This is a genomic window from Shewanella sp., assembly GCF_047975355.1.
In the GTDB taxonomy this organism is placed as follows: domain Bacteria; phylum Pseudomonadota; class Gammaproteobacteria; order Enterobacterales; family Shewanellaceae; genus Shewanella.
In genome coordinates, this window is the sequence record NZ_JBKEDJ010000034.1 from 1 (window position 1) to 14386 (window position 14386).

At 47.6% G+C, this 14386-nt stretch carries 15 protein-coding genes; 5 read left to right on the forward strand and 10 right to left on the reverse strand.

Annotated features, from left to right (window positions below; all coding sequences use genetic code 11):
- The 4 genes from ACK5NH_RS11155 to ACK5NH_RS11170 form a co-directional block, all read left to right on the forward strand.
- Positions 1-358, forward strand: a 358-nt coding sequence (locus ACK5NH_RS11155) for a sugar nucleotide-binding protein (RefSeq protein WP_416920124.1), incomplete at its 5' end; no start/stop codon positions are given.
- The gene (locus ACK5NH_RS11160) at positions 351-1640 is read left to right on the forward strand and encodes an ATP-binding protein (RefSeq protein ID WP_416920126.1); all 1290 of its coding nucleotides are present in this window, start codon (positions 351-353) and stop codon (positions 1638-1640) included. The genes ACK5NH_RS11155 and ACK5NH_RS11160, both read left to right, overlap by 8 nt.
- The gene (locus ACK5NH_RS11165; protein ID WP_416920128.1) at positions 1637-2188 is read left to right on the forward strand and encodes a response regulator transcription factor; all 552 of its coding nucleotides are present in this window, start codon (positions 1637-1639) and stop codon (positions 2186-2188) included. The genes ACK5NH_RS11160 and ACK5NH_RS11165 overlap by 4 nt, the downstream gene beginning before the upstream one ends.
- Before the next feature lie 31 nt (positions 2189-2219).
- Positions 2220-2696 carry a hypothetical protein gene (locus ACK5NH_RS11170; RefSeq protein ID WP_416920130.1) on the forward strand — a complete coding sequence of 159 codons (477 nt, stop codon included), beginning with the start codon at positions 2220-2222 and terminating at the stop codon, positions 2694-2696.
- Positions 2697-2772: 76 nt separating this feature from the next.
- Here the strand turns inward: ACK5NH_RS11170 and ACK5NH_RS11175 are convergent, their stop codons facing one another.
- The 10 genes from ACK5NH_RS11175 to ACK5NH_RS11220 all read right to left on the reverse strand — a co-directional run bounded on the left by ACK5NH_RS11175 (position 2773) and on the right by ACK5NH_RS11220 (position 12371).
- Positions 2773-3483 (reverse strand): SDR family oxidoreductase, encoded by a 711-nt coding sequence (locus ACK5NH_RS11175; RefSeq protein WP_416920132.1) that lies wholly within the window; start codon positions 3481-3483, stop codon positions 2773-2775.
- A gap of 25 nt (positions 3484-3508) precedes the next feature.
- Positions 3509-5086, reverse strand: a complete 1578-nt coding sequence (locus ACK5NH_RS11180; protein ID WP_416920133.1) for a cryptochrome/photolyase family protein — start codon at positions 5084-5086, stop codon at positions 3509-3511.
- A 623-nt stretch (positions 5087-5709) separates the two neighbouring features.
- The gene (gene fliB, locus ACK5NH_RS11185) at positions 5710-6891 is read right to left on the reverse strand and encodes a flagellin lysine-N-methylase (protein WP_416920134.1); all 1182 of its coding nucleotides are present in this window, start codon (positions 6889-6891) and stop codon (positions 5710-5712) included.
- Positions 6892-7172: 281 nt separating this feature from the next.
- Positions 7173-7559: a gamma-butyrobetaine hydroxylase-like domain-containing protein gene (locus tag ACK5NH_RS11190; RefSeq protein ID WP_109287479.1), complete on the reverse strand. Its 387-nt coding sequence runs from the start codon at positions 7557-7559 to the stop codon at positions 7173-7175.
- Positions 7560-7706: 147 nt separating this feature from the next.
- A complete protein-coding gene (hslU, locus tag ACK5NH_RS11195) occupies positions 7707-9035 on the reverse strand; it encodes an ATP-dependent protease ATPase subunit HslU (protein WP_416920135.1) in 1329 nt (442 codons plus the stop codon).
- Between the two features lie 18 nt (positions 9036-9053).
- Positions 9054-9578, reverse strand: coding sequence for an ATP-dependent protease subunit HslV (gene hslV, locus ACK5NH_RS11200; protein WP_011073856.1), 525 nt, complete (start codon positions 9576-9578; stop codon positions 9054-9056).
- A gap of 152 nt (positions 9579-9730) precedes the next feature.
- A complete protein-coding gene (locus ACK5NH_RS11205) occupies positions 9731-10333 on the reverse strand; it encodes a type II secretion system protein (protein WP_416920136.1) in 603 nt (200 codons plus the stop codon).
- Between the two features lie 514 nt (positions 10334-10847).
- Entirely contained in the window at positions 10848-11054 is a 207-nt protein-coding gene (locus ACK5NH_RS11210; RefSeq protein ID WP_416920137.1) for a hypothetical protein, read from the reverse strand.
- Between the two features lie 14 nt (positions 11055-11068).
- Positions 11069-11350 (reverse strand): hypothetical protein, encoded by a 282-nt coding sequence (locus ACK5NH_RS11215; RefSeq protein ID WP_416920138.1) that lies wholly within the window; start codon positions 11348-11350, stop codon positions 11069-11071.
- A 418-nt stretch (positions 11351-11768) separates the two neighbouring features.
- Positions 11769-12371 (reverse strand): response regulator transcription factor, encoded by a 603-nt coding sequence (locus ACK5NH_RS11220; RefSeq protein ID WP_416920139.1) that lies wholly within the window; start codon positions 12369-12371, stop codon positions 11769-11771.
- 207 nt (positions 12372-12578) lie between these two features.
- On the opposite strand from ACK5NH_RS11220, the gene ACK5NH_RS11225 reads away from it, so the two are divergent.
- Entirely contained in the window at positions 12579-14384 is a 1806-nt protein-coding gene (locus tag ACK5NH_RS11225; protein ID WP_416920140.1) for a sensor histidine kinase, read from the forward strand.
- Positions 14385-14386 lie beyond the last annotated feature (2 nt).

The following is a 14386-nucleotide window of genomic DNA, read 5'->3' on the forward strand; positions in this document are numbered from 1 at the left end:
CGCGCCAACATCGACGGCAGATATTGCTAATGCCATCGCTAAGCTCATCCAGCGGCAGGCTGACGGTGCGAAGGTGTCTGGGATTTACCATTTTAGCGCCTCGCAAACCATGACTAAGTATCAAATGCTGATCAGCTTAGGTGAACTGTTAGGGATAGATACTGCGCATTTACTTCCTGAGCAAACACCCATGGATAGCGCCAAAAGGCCGCAAGATTGCACCTTAAGTTGTGGGCGTTTAGCCGCATTGGGGATTCACTCTGAGCTTGATTTTAAGGCTGGGCTTAGTCAGGCGCTTAGCCAATCCAGTGCGGCACTGGCGGCGGTAGGCTGTCGTTTAAGGAATCACCATGGTTAAGATTTTAGGTACCAATTTACAAGCCGCCGACCAAGTGGCGCTGCTTAGAACCTTAGGCTTATTGCTGCAAATTGGTTTGACGTTATTTGCCGCCGACACCTTTGGTTTGAGTTTGCAAATGGAGCCGCTAGTGCATGTGTTTGTGCTGGAGGTGTTGTATTTGTCGCTCACCTTGGCATTGCGTAAGCCCTTGTTTGCGAAAGAGCGTGGCCTGTTTATTGCCCTGAGTCTCGATACCTTGTTTTGGATCTCTTGGCTGTATTTTTCGGGCGGGGCGACCAATGCGTTTATCTCCTTACTGCTATTACCCATAGCGCTCGCCGCCGTGACTCTGCCGATTTGGGCGCCTTGGAGCCTGACGGCGATCTCTACGCTTGCCTACAGCCTGATGATTTTTACCGTGCCTGAGTCGCAAATGCATCACCACGGTATGGATATGAGCTCCCACTATCTCGGCATGTGGTTTAACTTTGTGATTTCGGCACTGGTGTTGACCACGAGCGTGGCGTTAATTGCCAAGCGCATGCGCCGTCAGGATGCGCAGCTTGCCTATATGCGCGAAGGACAACTGCGGCAGGAGCAGTTATTGGCGCTTGGTACCGTTTCGGCGCAAATGGCTCATCAATTGGCGACGCCGCTATCGACACTGCGATTATTGCTCGACGAATTAAGAGAAGAACAACCCGAACCTTCGGTCACGGTTGTTGAGATGGAAACTGCATTAGGCCGCTGCGAACATACCTTGACCGAACTGCGGCTGGCGACTGAGTCGATTCGCGACCGTCGTCAGCGGCCACAAAAGATCACCGAGCTGGTGGCCGGATTAAAGCAGAAAACCCAGTTGTTGATGCCACAAACTGAACTTAATTGGTTGATCACCTGCGCGCCTAAGCAGTTGGAAGAACAACAGATCTTAACCGATATGAGCTTAACCCCCGCCATTATGGCCTTGATTGAAAATGCCGCCCGCGCCAGCGCCGAAACCTTAGGCGTCGCTCAAGTGGATATCAGTCTCGATAGCGCGCCGAGCGAAGGGCAGATCTATTTGCAGATCCGTGATTATGGCGCGGGTATCGCTCCCTCATTATTGCCACAATTGGGTACCTTATTAATTGAGAGCCCCAAAGGTTTAGGCGTGGCCTTGCTGCTGAGCCATGCCAGCCTCGAGCGTTTGGGGACGGAGTTGGTCCTCGCCAATCATCCTCAAGGGGGCACAGTGGCGCAAATTCGTTTTAAGCTCTTGCAGCCTAATGCATCGGCCATGACTGCGGAGGCGCTATGAAACGGCTATTGATTATCGAAGACGATCAAGCGCTTGCGGGCGTATTAGCGCGGCGTTTGACTCGCCATGGTTTCGAATGCCGCTTAAGTCACGATGCCAGTAATGTGCTGCTGGTGGCGCGGGAGTTTTGCCCAACCTATATCCTGCTGGATATGAAACTGGCCGAGGCCAATGGGCTGAGCCTCATCGTGCCCCTGCGTAACCTATTGCCTAAGGTCATCATGGTGCTGCTAACGGGCTACGCCAGCATTGCTACCGCGGTAGAGGCGATTCGTCTCGGCGCCGATAACTATCTTGCCAAACCCGTCGATACCCAAACCTTGTTGGCGGCCTTCGAGGTGAATAGTCAGGCGAGCGCGCTGCCAGAAGATGAAATCGACGACTCGCCGCTCAGCCCTAAACGGCTAGAATGGGAGCATATTCAGCAAGTGCTCAATGCCAATCAGGGCAATGTGTCGGCTACCGCCCGCCAACTGGGTATGCACCGCCGTACCTTGCAGCGTAAGTTATTAAAGAAACCCGTGAGTGAAACCGGGCCGCTCAAGTAAAGACAAATGCACTTAAGGAAGGAGTCGTTGTATGCGTGAGTATGATGGTATCGAAGTGCGTTATCGCAAGCCCGATGCCGATTTAGCCAAAAGCTTGCAAGTGATTGAAAACCTGTTGGGCTTTGCCCCCGAGTTGCAGCAGCTAGACTTTGATTTATCCTTTTGGGCTGGCGGTTCTGGGGTGCTTGATAAGCTGGCGATCTCCTGCAATGTCACGCCCGAGCAGTGGTCAACACTCAAGCAAAAGCTGGATTTATATTCCCCCGAAGAGATGGTTGCGAGGGATGATTGCCGCGAAGACTTTATCTGGTTAGTTGCCGATGATGAGGAATGCAGTGATATTTTGGCGGCTTCGGCGCAATTTATTAATGACAACAATGCGCCGTTTCAAGGGGAATGTGATACATCGCAGGCAATCCACTTTGGCTATATGAGCGATGTGAATACTTGGACGGCAGTATGGGGGCAAGGCAGCCGAATAAACTATGCCTACTTTTGTGAAGGTTAAGAGTTGTCAGGGCTAAGCACTGTCAGTACTGAAAGCTGCCAAGGTTTATCTGCATTAGTGCTAAATGTTTGTATCGCTACCAAGGCAGCTCTGAACCATCGTAGGCCAAAAAGCTGCCCGTTTGTGCTGGAGTGGCATTGGCGATAATACTCACCAAACATTGGGCAACATACTCTGGTGTAAACAGTTTTTCTTTGGGCACACTCTGCTGAAAAGGTTTGGATAATCGCGTATCCGTAGTGCCGGGATGCAGTGCTAGCACCACGCAGTGTTTCATCGTTCTTTGCCATTCAATCGATAGCGTTTTAAGGAACATATTCAGCGCCGCTTTCGAGGCGCGATAGCTGTACCAACCGCCTAATCTGTTATCGCTAATGCTGCCGACTTTGGCCGATACCACAGCAAACCTTGCCGACGCACTGCGTTTTAACGCCGATTCAAAGTGTTTTGCCAACATCATACTCGGCAGCGTATTGAGCTGGATATTGTGCAGGAAAAAATCCCCATCGAGTGCCTGCAGGCTTTTTTCTGGCCCCTTATCCTCCGTGTACAGCATGCCAATACAGTTAATCAGCCAATCTAATTGGGGGATATTTTGACTCAGTTGCTTAATCTCCTCCTCAAGAGTGATATCCAGCTGATGCCAAATCACTCCATCGTCTCGCCCTGTATCGGGCCTATGATGTTTATAGGTCGCATGAATGGTGGCCTCGGGATAGAGTTCGCGAAGCTTATTCACTATGGCGTGACCTATGCCACCGCTACCGCCCAGTACTAGAATATGCATGGCTTTTCTCCTCAATACTCAGTCGTTATAGCCGTTCCAGTTGCGCGAGATGTTGTTCGGCCGTTGCCAGAATGGCCTGCCTTGCTGCCTCATCGGTTTTATCCCAAGTGCGGTACAGCATGGCGATGCGTGGATTGTGGGAGAGTTGTGCGCGGTGTTTATTCATAAAGCGCCAATATAGGCTGTTTAACGGGCAGGCGAGTGCGCCGCTACGTTCTTTTATCTTGTAATGACAACTGCCACAGTAATCACTCATTTTATTGATATAACTGCCGCTCGCGGCATAGGGTTTAGTGCCGACGATACCGCCATCGGCGAATAGCGCCATGCCGCGAGTGTTGGGCATTTCGACCCATTCAATCGCATCCACATACACGCCTAAGTACCACTTATCCACCTCATCGGGGGCTATTTCGGTCAATAGACAAAAATTGCCAATCACCATTAAGCGTTGAATATGATGGGCATAGGCATAATCGAGAGACTGAGATAAGGCATGGCGCAGGCAATTCATTCGAGTCTTGCCACTCCAAAAATAGTCGGGCAACTTGCGCGTGGCCTCGAGGGCATTAATGCTGGCGTAGCTGGGCATATTCGCCCAATAGATACCGCGCACATATTCACGCCAGCCGAGGATTTGCCGAACAAAGCCTTCGACCTGAGCTATCTCAATAAAAGGATTGGCATGATAGTGCTCAATCACCGCATTAATCACTTCTAATGGACTGGTTAATTTGGCGTTTAGGCTAAAGGACAGTCGACTGTGATACAGGCTCCACTGCGCTGGATGTTGCTGGATCATCGCATCTTGAAACCGGCCAAAGGCGGGTAGGCAGTACTCACAAAAATACTGAAGTAATTCGAGGCTTTGTGCGCGGTTTATCGGCCAGAGTAAACGCGTATCCGCCTTGCCCATAGTATTAATCCCATGGCGTTGAAGACGCTCGAGAATGTCTTCCACATTGTGGCCAAACATCAAGGGGGTTGGGAGCGATTTGATATCTTGGGATTTAAGCTTTTGCCTGTTGTTGGCATCAAAGTTCCATTGTCCGCCTACGGGTTTGCCATCTGTTATTAAGATATTGAATCTTTTACGCATTCGCCGATAAAAATGCTCCATCAGCTTGTGTTGTCCTTGGGGAAACTCCCTATCAATCTCGTCAAAGGGGAATAAAAAGTGCTCGGTATCGACGCAATTCACAACGGCATTGGCTAACTTCAACTGGCTTAATTGCGCGAGGAGTCGATATTCGTCAGGCCGTTGATATTCAAACTTAATCGCACCCGTTTCGGCGACAAAATACTCTAGTAATGCGTTGAGGTCGGCAAAGTCTTGGGTATCGTCGAGGGTGAGGTAACGCACTTGATGCCCAGCAGCGCCTAGCTCGCTGGCAAATTGCGCCATGGCACTAAAAAACGCGCAGACCTTTTGCACATGGTGCGTCACATAGGTGTTTTCTTGATGCAATTCTGCAATTAAATACAGCACCTTGGGATCGACTTGCTGATACCAAGTATGCTGGGCGTTAAGCTGATCGCCTAAAATCAACCTAACCGTATGGAAGTGCTGTAATTGCTGCTGTGATTGCTGCCGTAATTGCATTAGGTGGACTCTGGTGGATGACTCTCGCGGTTACACATTTCACGATTGGATATTGCTGAACATTACGGATAGCAGCACTGTGAGGATCATAAGGCGGGGTATTTGTCGTTATTTCGACGGTGAGGTCTATCTAAGCTTGGATTGATTGCTTTTAAAAGCAAAATCAAAGTCGTGGGGCTTCACCCCCCTGATTTTTAATCAAAAGGGGAAAAGCGCTTGTTCCCCTTTCGGAAATCCCCCTGCGCCCTCATCCATGATGTCGCCACGACATTTTTATCTGCGTATTTCGACAACTTCTCAGGAACGGTGAACTACTGAAGTTTCAGTGTTAACCTCTAATCTCAAAAGAGTTCTGCCGGTCTCATATTTTCATTTTTTGCTTAGTCGCTGACGATGAGGAGTGAGGTTATATTTTGGCGGCTTCGACGCAATTTATTAACGGCACAATAAGGCGCCCTTCCAAGAACTTGCCTTGACTCTTATACCATCTGTTTTAGCTACATGAGGGATATGAACTAGGGATAGGGCCAAAGGCATAGTCAAAATATGCCCATGTTGGCCAGGGTTAACGTTTATCAAAAGACCATGTCATTCCAGCTAAAAATACTCCGATACTTGTGGTCCTAGTTTGTCGTTTTTAATAAACTCATTGCGGCCGGAATGCTATCAATACCGCACTCTTGTAGCGTTTCATTTATACCTTCTGAGAATTTTAATTGATGTTGTCGTACAACATGATAAATCTGAAAGCACATAACGATATCGCTTTCAGATAATCCTTTGTTTTTATAGGCGACGGCAGATAGATAGCAGCGGACCATAAAACAGTCTAGTACGAGTAAGCGGAATGCTACCCAAGGCTGCTGAGTATCGATAAATGGAAAGTGATTATGATAAATTGAGTATAAAATGTATCGGTCAAAGAGATCGGGATGATTAACAAGAGCAGGCATAGCGTACTCATCCCATGCATTATTTAATGCGTCAATTTGATATTCATTTTGTTCATTGCACAATAAGGCAATCGCTTCATTTAGTGACGTAAATCGAGGTCTTAAACTTCTAGAATGGGACTTGCATAATTGGTCGTGTACCGAGAGAAAAGCCCGCATTTGAGGTTGTGGTGTGTAGGGGATTTTTTGATATTGCTCCGTTATTAATTTTGACTCTGCAAGTAATTTGAGTTGTTGAAAGCGTTTATCTATCTCTGATATTGGTAGTTCATCTTGGCGGACTTGGTCACTGACTTTAACTAAAAATCCAATTGCCATAAGTGCTTGTTGCCAATCTAGTCCCAAATTAATTAACAGTTCTAAGCTGTATTCATAGGTTTTTTCTAACCAAAGGGGACTTGGCGATGACTGTCGCTTTATTCCACTCGTGTTTACATCAAATTGAAAAGCATCTTGGTTAAATAACACTAAGCGAGCTACTTCAGGGCACGATAGCGATAGGCTCTCATATTTAGTCCCTCCAAAAATATTGTGGGTCCGTGGATAGGTCCGGCATGTGTCACTAAGCGCTTTTTCTCCTGCTTTTGCATGAATATTACAAAGCTTATGCTCATTGACAAATGGACATGTTCCTTGGGGGTTGAGTTTTATTTGTGCCCAACGATCTGCATCCGTTTTTATTTCAACAAACGCAATTTTTGCAATTGCAGAGAGTTGTGGATTTTTAATTGTATTTTTATAGCTCTTTTTATCGAAAGTTATCGTCCAATCGCTACAGCAACTATCTTCACATGAAGCACCTATGCAATTGAATAGTGTAACATAGCTTGGTTTTACGATGAGGTTATCCATTGGGCTATTGATTCTTTCTGATGTGCATTAAACATTAAGGTAACAAATCAATGTGGTTTGCGCCATTTGGGATTAAATGTTTTGGAATTTAACTCGCTAAATAATAGAGGTTAATTTTCTGATAATCAGCGCTATATCGCAGTTGTGAAGGTTGAAAATTTAGAGTCTAAGCAGGGTATCGCTAGCAGCGAAACCCTGCAATGTAGCAAAGTAGCAAATTAGGATCAGTTATTCAGAAGTTCCGCGCATAGTGCGGAGATAGGTATAAAAGGGTTAATAGTTTAGTTGTACTTTATATTCATCGCGATCAGTGGTTCGCGTGAGGCCTTTTCGGCTCTCAGGCGAGCTAAGTATTTTTCCCATAATTCCACTTGGTGAGTGGCGAGATCGTAAAGCACTTGCCAGGAGAACAACCCGGTATCGTGACCATCGTCGAAGACGATTTTTACCGCGTAGTTACCCACGGGTTCGATGCTGGTGATATTGACGTTTTTCTTGTGGGTGACCAGTTTGGGGTTGCCGTGACCATGGACTTCGGCGGAAGGGGAATAGACGCGTAACATCTCACAGGTGAGTTGATACTGCTCGCCGTTATCGAAGCTGATTTCTAAAATGCGCGATTTACGCTTGAGCTTAAGATCGGTGACATTGGGTGTGCTAGTGGTCATAGTAGGTGCCAAGAAAATGCTGGGAATGGACTAGTTGTAACATAACAATTTGTGGCTAAGGTTACAAAGTGTAAGCCCTAGCCACAGTCACAATTTTGCGCTTAATGTTCGGTATCTTGGGATGCCGAACATTGCAGGCTGACGTAGTTAGAGGATAAAGCGGCTTAAGTCTTCGTCTTGAACCAGGTTATCTAAGTGAGCACTTACATAATCGGCATCAATCACAAATGAGCTGCCAGACTTGTCAGAAGCATCATAGGAAATGTCTTCCATCAGCTTTTCCATCACAGTATGCAGACGACGTGCACCAATGTTTTCGGTACGCTCGTTCACCTGCCAAGCCGCCTTGGCAATGCTTTCTATGCCCGATTCGGTAAACTCGATTTTCACGCCTTCGGTGCCCATTAGCGCCACATATTGCTCGGTGAGCGAGGCGTGTGGTTCGGTCAGAATACGTTTAAAATCATCGGCCGATAGTGCATCTAACTCAACGCGTATCGGTAAACGGCCCTGTAACTCTGGGATTAAATCCGAGGGTTTAGACATCTGGAACGCACCCGAGGCGATAAACAGAATATGGTCGGTTTTTACCATGCCGTGTTTGGTGGTCACAGTGCAGCCTTCGACTAACGGCAGTAAATCACGCTGTACCCCTTCGCGGGAAACGTCTGGGCCTGAGGTTTCGCCACGCTTACAGATTTTGTCGATTTCATCGAGGAACACGATACCGTGCTGCTCAACCAATTCAATGGCTTGCTCTTTTAAATCTTCCTGATTAACCAGTTTGGCCGCTTCTTCTTCGATCAACAGCTTAAAGGCTTCTTTGATCTTCATTTTGCGACGTTTTGCCGGTGCTTGGCCCATGTTTTTAAACAGGCTTTGCAGTTGGTTGGTCATTTCTTCCATGCCAGGTGGTGACATGATTTCGATACCGATTTGCGGCTGGGCCACATCGATATCGATTTCTTTGTCATCTAATTGGCCTTCGCGCAGCTTCTTGCGGAAGATCTGACGGGTATTGGAGTTAGCGTCGCTATCTGTGTTGTCCCAGTCGTTTTTAGGCTTTGGCAGCAGGGCATCGAGAATACGCTCTTCGGCGTGTTCTTCGGCGCGTTGGCGGCATTTGCCCATTTGTTGCTCGCGGGTCAGCTTGATGGCGATGTCGGTTAAATCACGGATGATTTGCTCGACTTCTTTACCTACATAACCTACTTCGGTGAATTTAGTGGCTTCAACTTTGATAAATGGCGCGTTGGCGAGCTTTGCTAAACGGCGGGCGATTTCGGTTTTACCTACGCCAGTTGGGCCAATCATCAGAATGTTTTTTGGGGTAACTTCTTGGCGGAAATCGGCATCCAGTTGCATGCGGCGCCAGCGGTTACGCAGGGCGACGGCGACGGAACGTTTGGCCTTTTTCTGGCCGATAATATGGGCATCCAGCTCGTGGACAATCTCACGGGGGGTCATTTCAGACATAATATTCCTCACGCCCTGTTAGTAATTAAGTTCTTCAATTGTCTTGAATTGATTGGTGAATACGCAGATATCGCCTGCAATAGTCAACGACTTTTCTGCAATTTCCAGCGCCGATAATTCAGTATTTTGCAGCAGTGCCAGCGCCGCCGCTTGGGCATAGTTACCGCCCGAGCCAATGGCGACTAAATCATGTTCAGGCTGCACTACGTCACCATTACCTGTGATGATCAGTGACGCTTCGGCATCGGCGACCACAAGCATAGCCTCGAGTTTGCGCAACATGCGGTCGGTACGCCAATCTTTAGCAAGTTCAACGGCCGATCGTAATAGATGGCCTTGGTGCATTTCGAGTTTGGACTCGAAACGCTCAAATAGGGTAAAAGCGTCGGCGGTGCCGCCAGCAAAACCTGCCAACACTTTGTTGTGATATAAGCGACGCACTTTCTTGGCGTTACCTTTCATTACGGTATTGCCTAGGGAGACTTGGCCATCGCCGGCGATGACAACTTGGTTATTACGGCGTACTGATACGATAGTGGTCACAATGAATCCTCTTCTCTTGCCCGCAATGAAAGTCCTGCGGTGGATGATGGAGTAGATATGGGGATGGATAACAAGAATTCAAGTTATCAAAGGAAAAGCCACAGGGAGTTGGGGATTTTATGCCCTATGGCGATCGCTGATGTGCTGGAGCGTTAAGGTGCAGGTGGTTCTGGCGGAGAAAAGGTGGAACGACCGACAACAGTGCGTCCATCGAGGGGATAGTATTTTAGCTCCCAATTCTCGCTGCCAAGGCGGCGATCATCCGACACATAGTTAAAGTAACAATAAGTGTTAGGGTCGGTTATCGTGCCACCGCTGTACCAATAGACGATATCGACATTGGAGGCTTGTTGCGTTTCCCAATTCGTGTGGGAGGAGATAACAAAGTCCTGATTATCGAGTAAAGATTGCCACAGCTCACCGCAGTAAGCGCCTTGTAATTGCGTGCCTTGATTGCTGCTTTGGGCTGTGTCTTTACCGAGTGGAAAGCCCGTAGTGGTGGAGTCGACTGTGCCATCACCATAGCAGGCAAGATTTTGGGTATAACCCGAGTGCCTACCCGCAAGCCAACAACTGTGATACAGCTTTACGCCAGAAGTAAAAGCGGCAAATGCGGCTTTTGCCCGTGCATCGTGGGCGTCTTGACTGAGGTTCATAAAGCGAGGTGCCGCGACCACGGCAAGAATCCCTAAGATGATGATAACCACCACCAGTTCGATTAAGGTAAATCCCTTATATGTGTGTAGACGGCTCATACTGCTCACCTGTTGCTAAGATCGCCGCATTCTAACTTAACTTTTAACGATGAACATTAAGTTATTGATACTAATTGTTTTTAACTAACATACTGGTTACATTGATGACTTGGTTTTGGGAAAGCCGAGTCGGTCAGTTTTCCCATAGGTGGGGTTTGATATCAATTAACCAATACGCTATATCGGCTTTTAACCAATACGCTATATCGGCTTTGCAAATAGCCATTGTCATATTGCTGAGTGTGCAATGACTCTAGTTGAATGGCTTGGGCTAAGTCACTAAAGAGAGGGATACCACTCCCAAGTAGGGGTAGGATGCGTGTTACCGTCAACTCCTGTATCAGTCCCTCCGCGAGAAAGCCTTGAATGGTTTGCCCTCCTCGATATAGAGATGTTAAAGCCGCGCTTTTTTAGCTCTCTAACACTACGGCATCTCCATTAAGCACTTCCCTTTAGTGCTTAATTCTGCGGAGACTTGCATGCCTTGATGGCTTAAGACAAACACTGAAAGCGATTAGTAGGGCCAGTCGCAGTCAAAGGACAAGACATTTTTAAAGCTTTTTCGCCCCATAACAATGGCATCAACCGTTTCGATAAAGGCGTTATAACCAAAATCCTCTTCAGGATTGCTGCTCGGATGCTGATTTAAAAAATCGATATCTCCGCCGGGCGTGGCAATAAAACAATCGAGTGTGACGGTAATAAAAACAGAGGCTTGCATTTTCTTCTTTGAGGTTACTTACGAGAGTGCTTGTTTAGTGATTCTCTTAGGGCTTGCTGTTGAGCAAAGCAATCTTCTTTCGCTTTGCCGGACATATCGGCGCAGCTTTGGCCTTTATCTGAGTCCTCTAATAATGCTGAGGCTGTATAGATTGCAGCGTCAGTTTTGTCGCATTCTTGCTGATCAGAAGGATATGTTTGGTTGCATCTATTACTGACCAGTGTGTTTGTAAGGCATCCGCTTAGGGTGCTAAGCATAAAGAGACTAAAAAAGAGGGTGATACATATCTTAGACATAAATTCTTCCTTGATTGAGTTTTGAGTCTGCTAATTATGTTGTTGATTATGACCTCAAATCATTATGAATGTTCTGAGTCTATGAATGAATTTACTTTGTTTACGGCTGAGGGGCGAGCCTTATTGACAAAACAGAAGTGATAAAAAAGCCCCGAGGGAACTGGCGCCCTCGGGGGAAGGTTCAAAGCAGTGGATCTTTAATGCCTGCGGGCATAAAGGAGAGAACCTGAGCCGAGTGTGGCAGTTTATTGCTCGAGCGACAAAGCCAAAGTGACAAACTGCGACAGCTTGTCGCAGGTAGGATGAAAGTTGTGTTGTTACTGTATCTTGAATAGTCTAGGAAATATGGGGTTAGTTGATAATAAATCATGGCTGGCGAGAGGGGGATGCGAATATTTAACCTATACAGGGCTCTGATTTATAAGACAGAATTTAGATTCCCTACGTGTTGCACTAACTCCGCCATATTGTTTACTTCGAGCTTTTTCATAATCTTAGCGCGATGGACTTCGATGGTTCTTAGGGATAAATACATGGCTTCGGAGATCTGTTTATTGGTCATGCCTTGAACCACATGGGCTAATACTTGTTGTTCGCGCTCGGTCAGTTGGGCAAATTTTTGCTGCAGATGTTGTTGTTCAAAACTGGCTTGGCTTTCTTTATGCGCTTTTTCAATCGCTTGAACCAAAGCTTTGCCGGACACGGGTTTTTGAAAAAAGTCGCAGGCGCCCTTGCGAAAGGCGCTTAATGCCATAGGTAAATCGCCGTGACCCGTGAGAAAGATAACCTCCAGCGGACTTTGGGTCTCGAGCAGTTTTTGCTGCACTTCTTGGCCGGTGATCTCCGGCATTCGGCTATCTAAGATCACGCAGCCCGCTTGGGTTAACGGACATTGGGCTAAAAAGTCTCGGCCACTGTTAAAGGTTTGTACTTGATAGCCAAATTGCCCAAGCATAAAACCCAAGGAGTCGAGAATTGCTTCATCATCATCGACTAAATACAGTGGCAGTTTGGTGGACATGGTTTCCCTTGCGGTGGTTTGCTACTACATCAGCTTAAGCCTGCACTGTAGTAGGCTCAATTTTAAGCCTAGGTCTTGGGAGGTGTATCACTAAATTAGCCAAATCCCATTGGGTCAATCCTAGAGTTTGGCGCCATTCACAGCTTAATTGTTGCCTAGCGCATAGAGTATTCCGAATACAAAGGCATATAACACAAGGCGATAGCAATGGGAGATTGGTGTAGGGCGCTGGTGGTGGTGTGCATCTTGAGCCTGATGGGGGTCAATCTAACCTATGCCGATGAAGAACTCCCAGTGAATGAATTTAGAGTGGGGGTATTGGCTAATCACGGGGTGTTACAGGCGAAACAACGCTGGCAACCTATGATGGATTACCTCAGCGAAAAAGTCCCCAATAGCCGTTTTGAATTGGTGCCCGTCGATTTTAATGGTATGCGTAGCCAGTTACTCAGCCACGACTTGCAGTTTATTGTGACTAACCCCGGCCAGTATCTGCACTTAAGTAATAACTTTCCGCTATCTTGGCTCGCGACCATGAAGAGCCGTAAGCATCAGGGCAGCACTTTTACCATAGGTGCCACCATCATTGTGCGTGCCGATAGCCCGATCCGCAGTCTGCAGGACTTGAGAGGCAAGAATGTGGTCGCCAGCGATCCGCAGGCGCTGGGTGGCTATCAGGCGGCGATGGGATTACTGCATAAGATGGGCTATCTGCCGGAGCAATTCTTTGGCCAGGTACGATTTCTTGGATTCCCTTTAGAACCGCTGATCTACCAAGTGCGCGACGGCAATGCCGATGCCGCCATTGCACCTTTTTGCACCTTAGAGGAAATGATCGAAACCGGGCTTATCAATCAGGCGGATTATCGAGTGATCCACCCTACCAATCCGCCCGGATACGATTGTGAGGTCAGCACCCAGCTTTATCCTAACTGGTCATTTGCGGCGGCGGATACCGTCTCTCCACGACTCACCATGCAAATCACCCGTGCTTTGTTTGATTTACCCGCCGACCATGTGGCGGCCATTACCGCCGATACCTTAGGCTGGACGGCTCCGGTGAGTCAGCTAAAGGTGATTGAATTATTTAAAGAATTGCAGCTGCAAGGCGCAGCTCAGCCCTTGTATCAAACTGTCTATAAATGGATGGAGAAAAATAAAGAGTGGGGCGGGGTTTTGCTGCTGATCTTTATCGTGTCGACCATTTATCATCTGTGGCTCGAATATAAATTCCGTCAAAAGAGCGAGTTTTTGGTCAGCACCGAGCGGCAGTTAAAAGATAAAGCATTGCAATTAGAACGGTTGCAGAGTGCGGCGATTCTAGGGGAGATTGGCGCGGGGCTGGCCCATGAGTTGAATCAGCCCATAGCTGCTATCACCCAATATAGTGAAGGCGCCATGTTACAGTTGGAAAGGTTTGGGCAGGACAATCCCGAACTCTATGATATTTTAGGTAAAATCAACGCGCAATCGATACGGGCGGGCGCGGTTGTGCACCGCATTCGCGGCTTACTCAAACGCCGCCAGTCCAAGGCCGAACCGCTTAATGTCACCTTAGTGGTTAAAGAGGCTTTAGCCCTATTACGCCGTGAGCTAGACCGAGCCGGCGTACAAGTGATTGTAGCCGTTGAAGGCCATCCCTTTGAATTAATGGGTGATACTGTTGGCTTAAGTCAAATGTGGGTCAACCTAATGAAAAACAGCTTAGATGCACTTGAGGCCTGCAAGGATAACCGGGCGCGACAACTAAGGATTGAGATCTATTACCACTCCAGTGAAATCAAGGTATTCGTCATAGATAATGGCGAAGGTTTACAAGGGCAGGCTAGCGAGTTAATGGCCTCGTTTGCCTCCACCAAAGATGCGGGGCTCGGTTTGGGTTTGGCTATATGTAAGGATGTGGTTAGCCGTCACCATGGCAGTATTCAGATTGAAAATTGCCAACAATCGGCACACGCACAACTACCTTGGCAACAGGGCTGTGTGGTAACTGTCATATTACCTCGGGGCTAGAA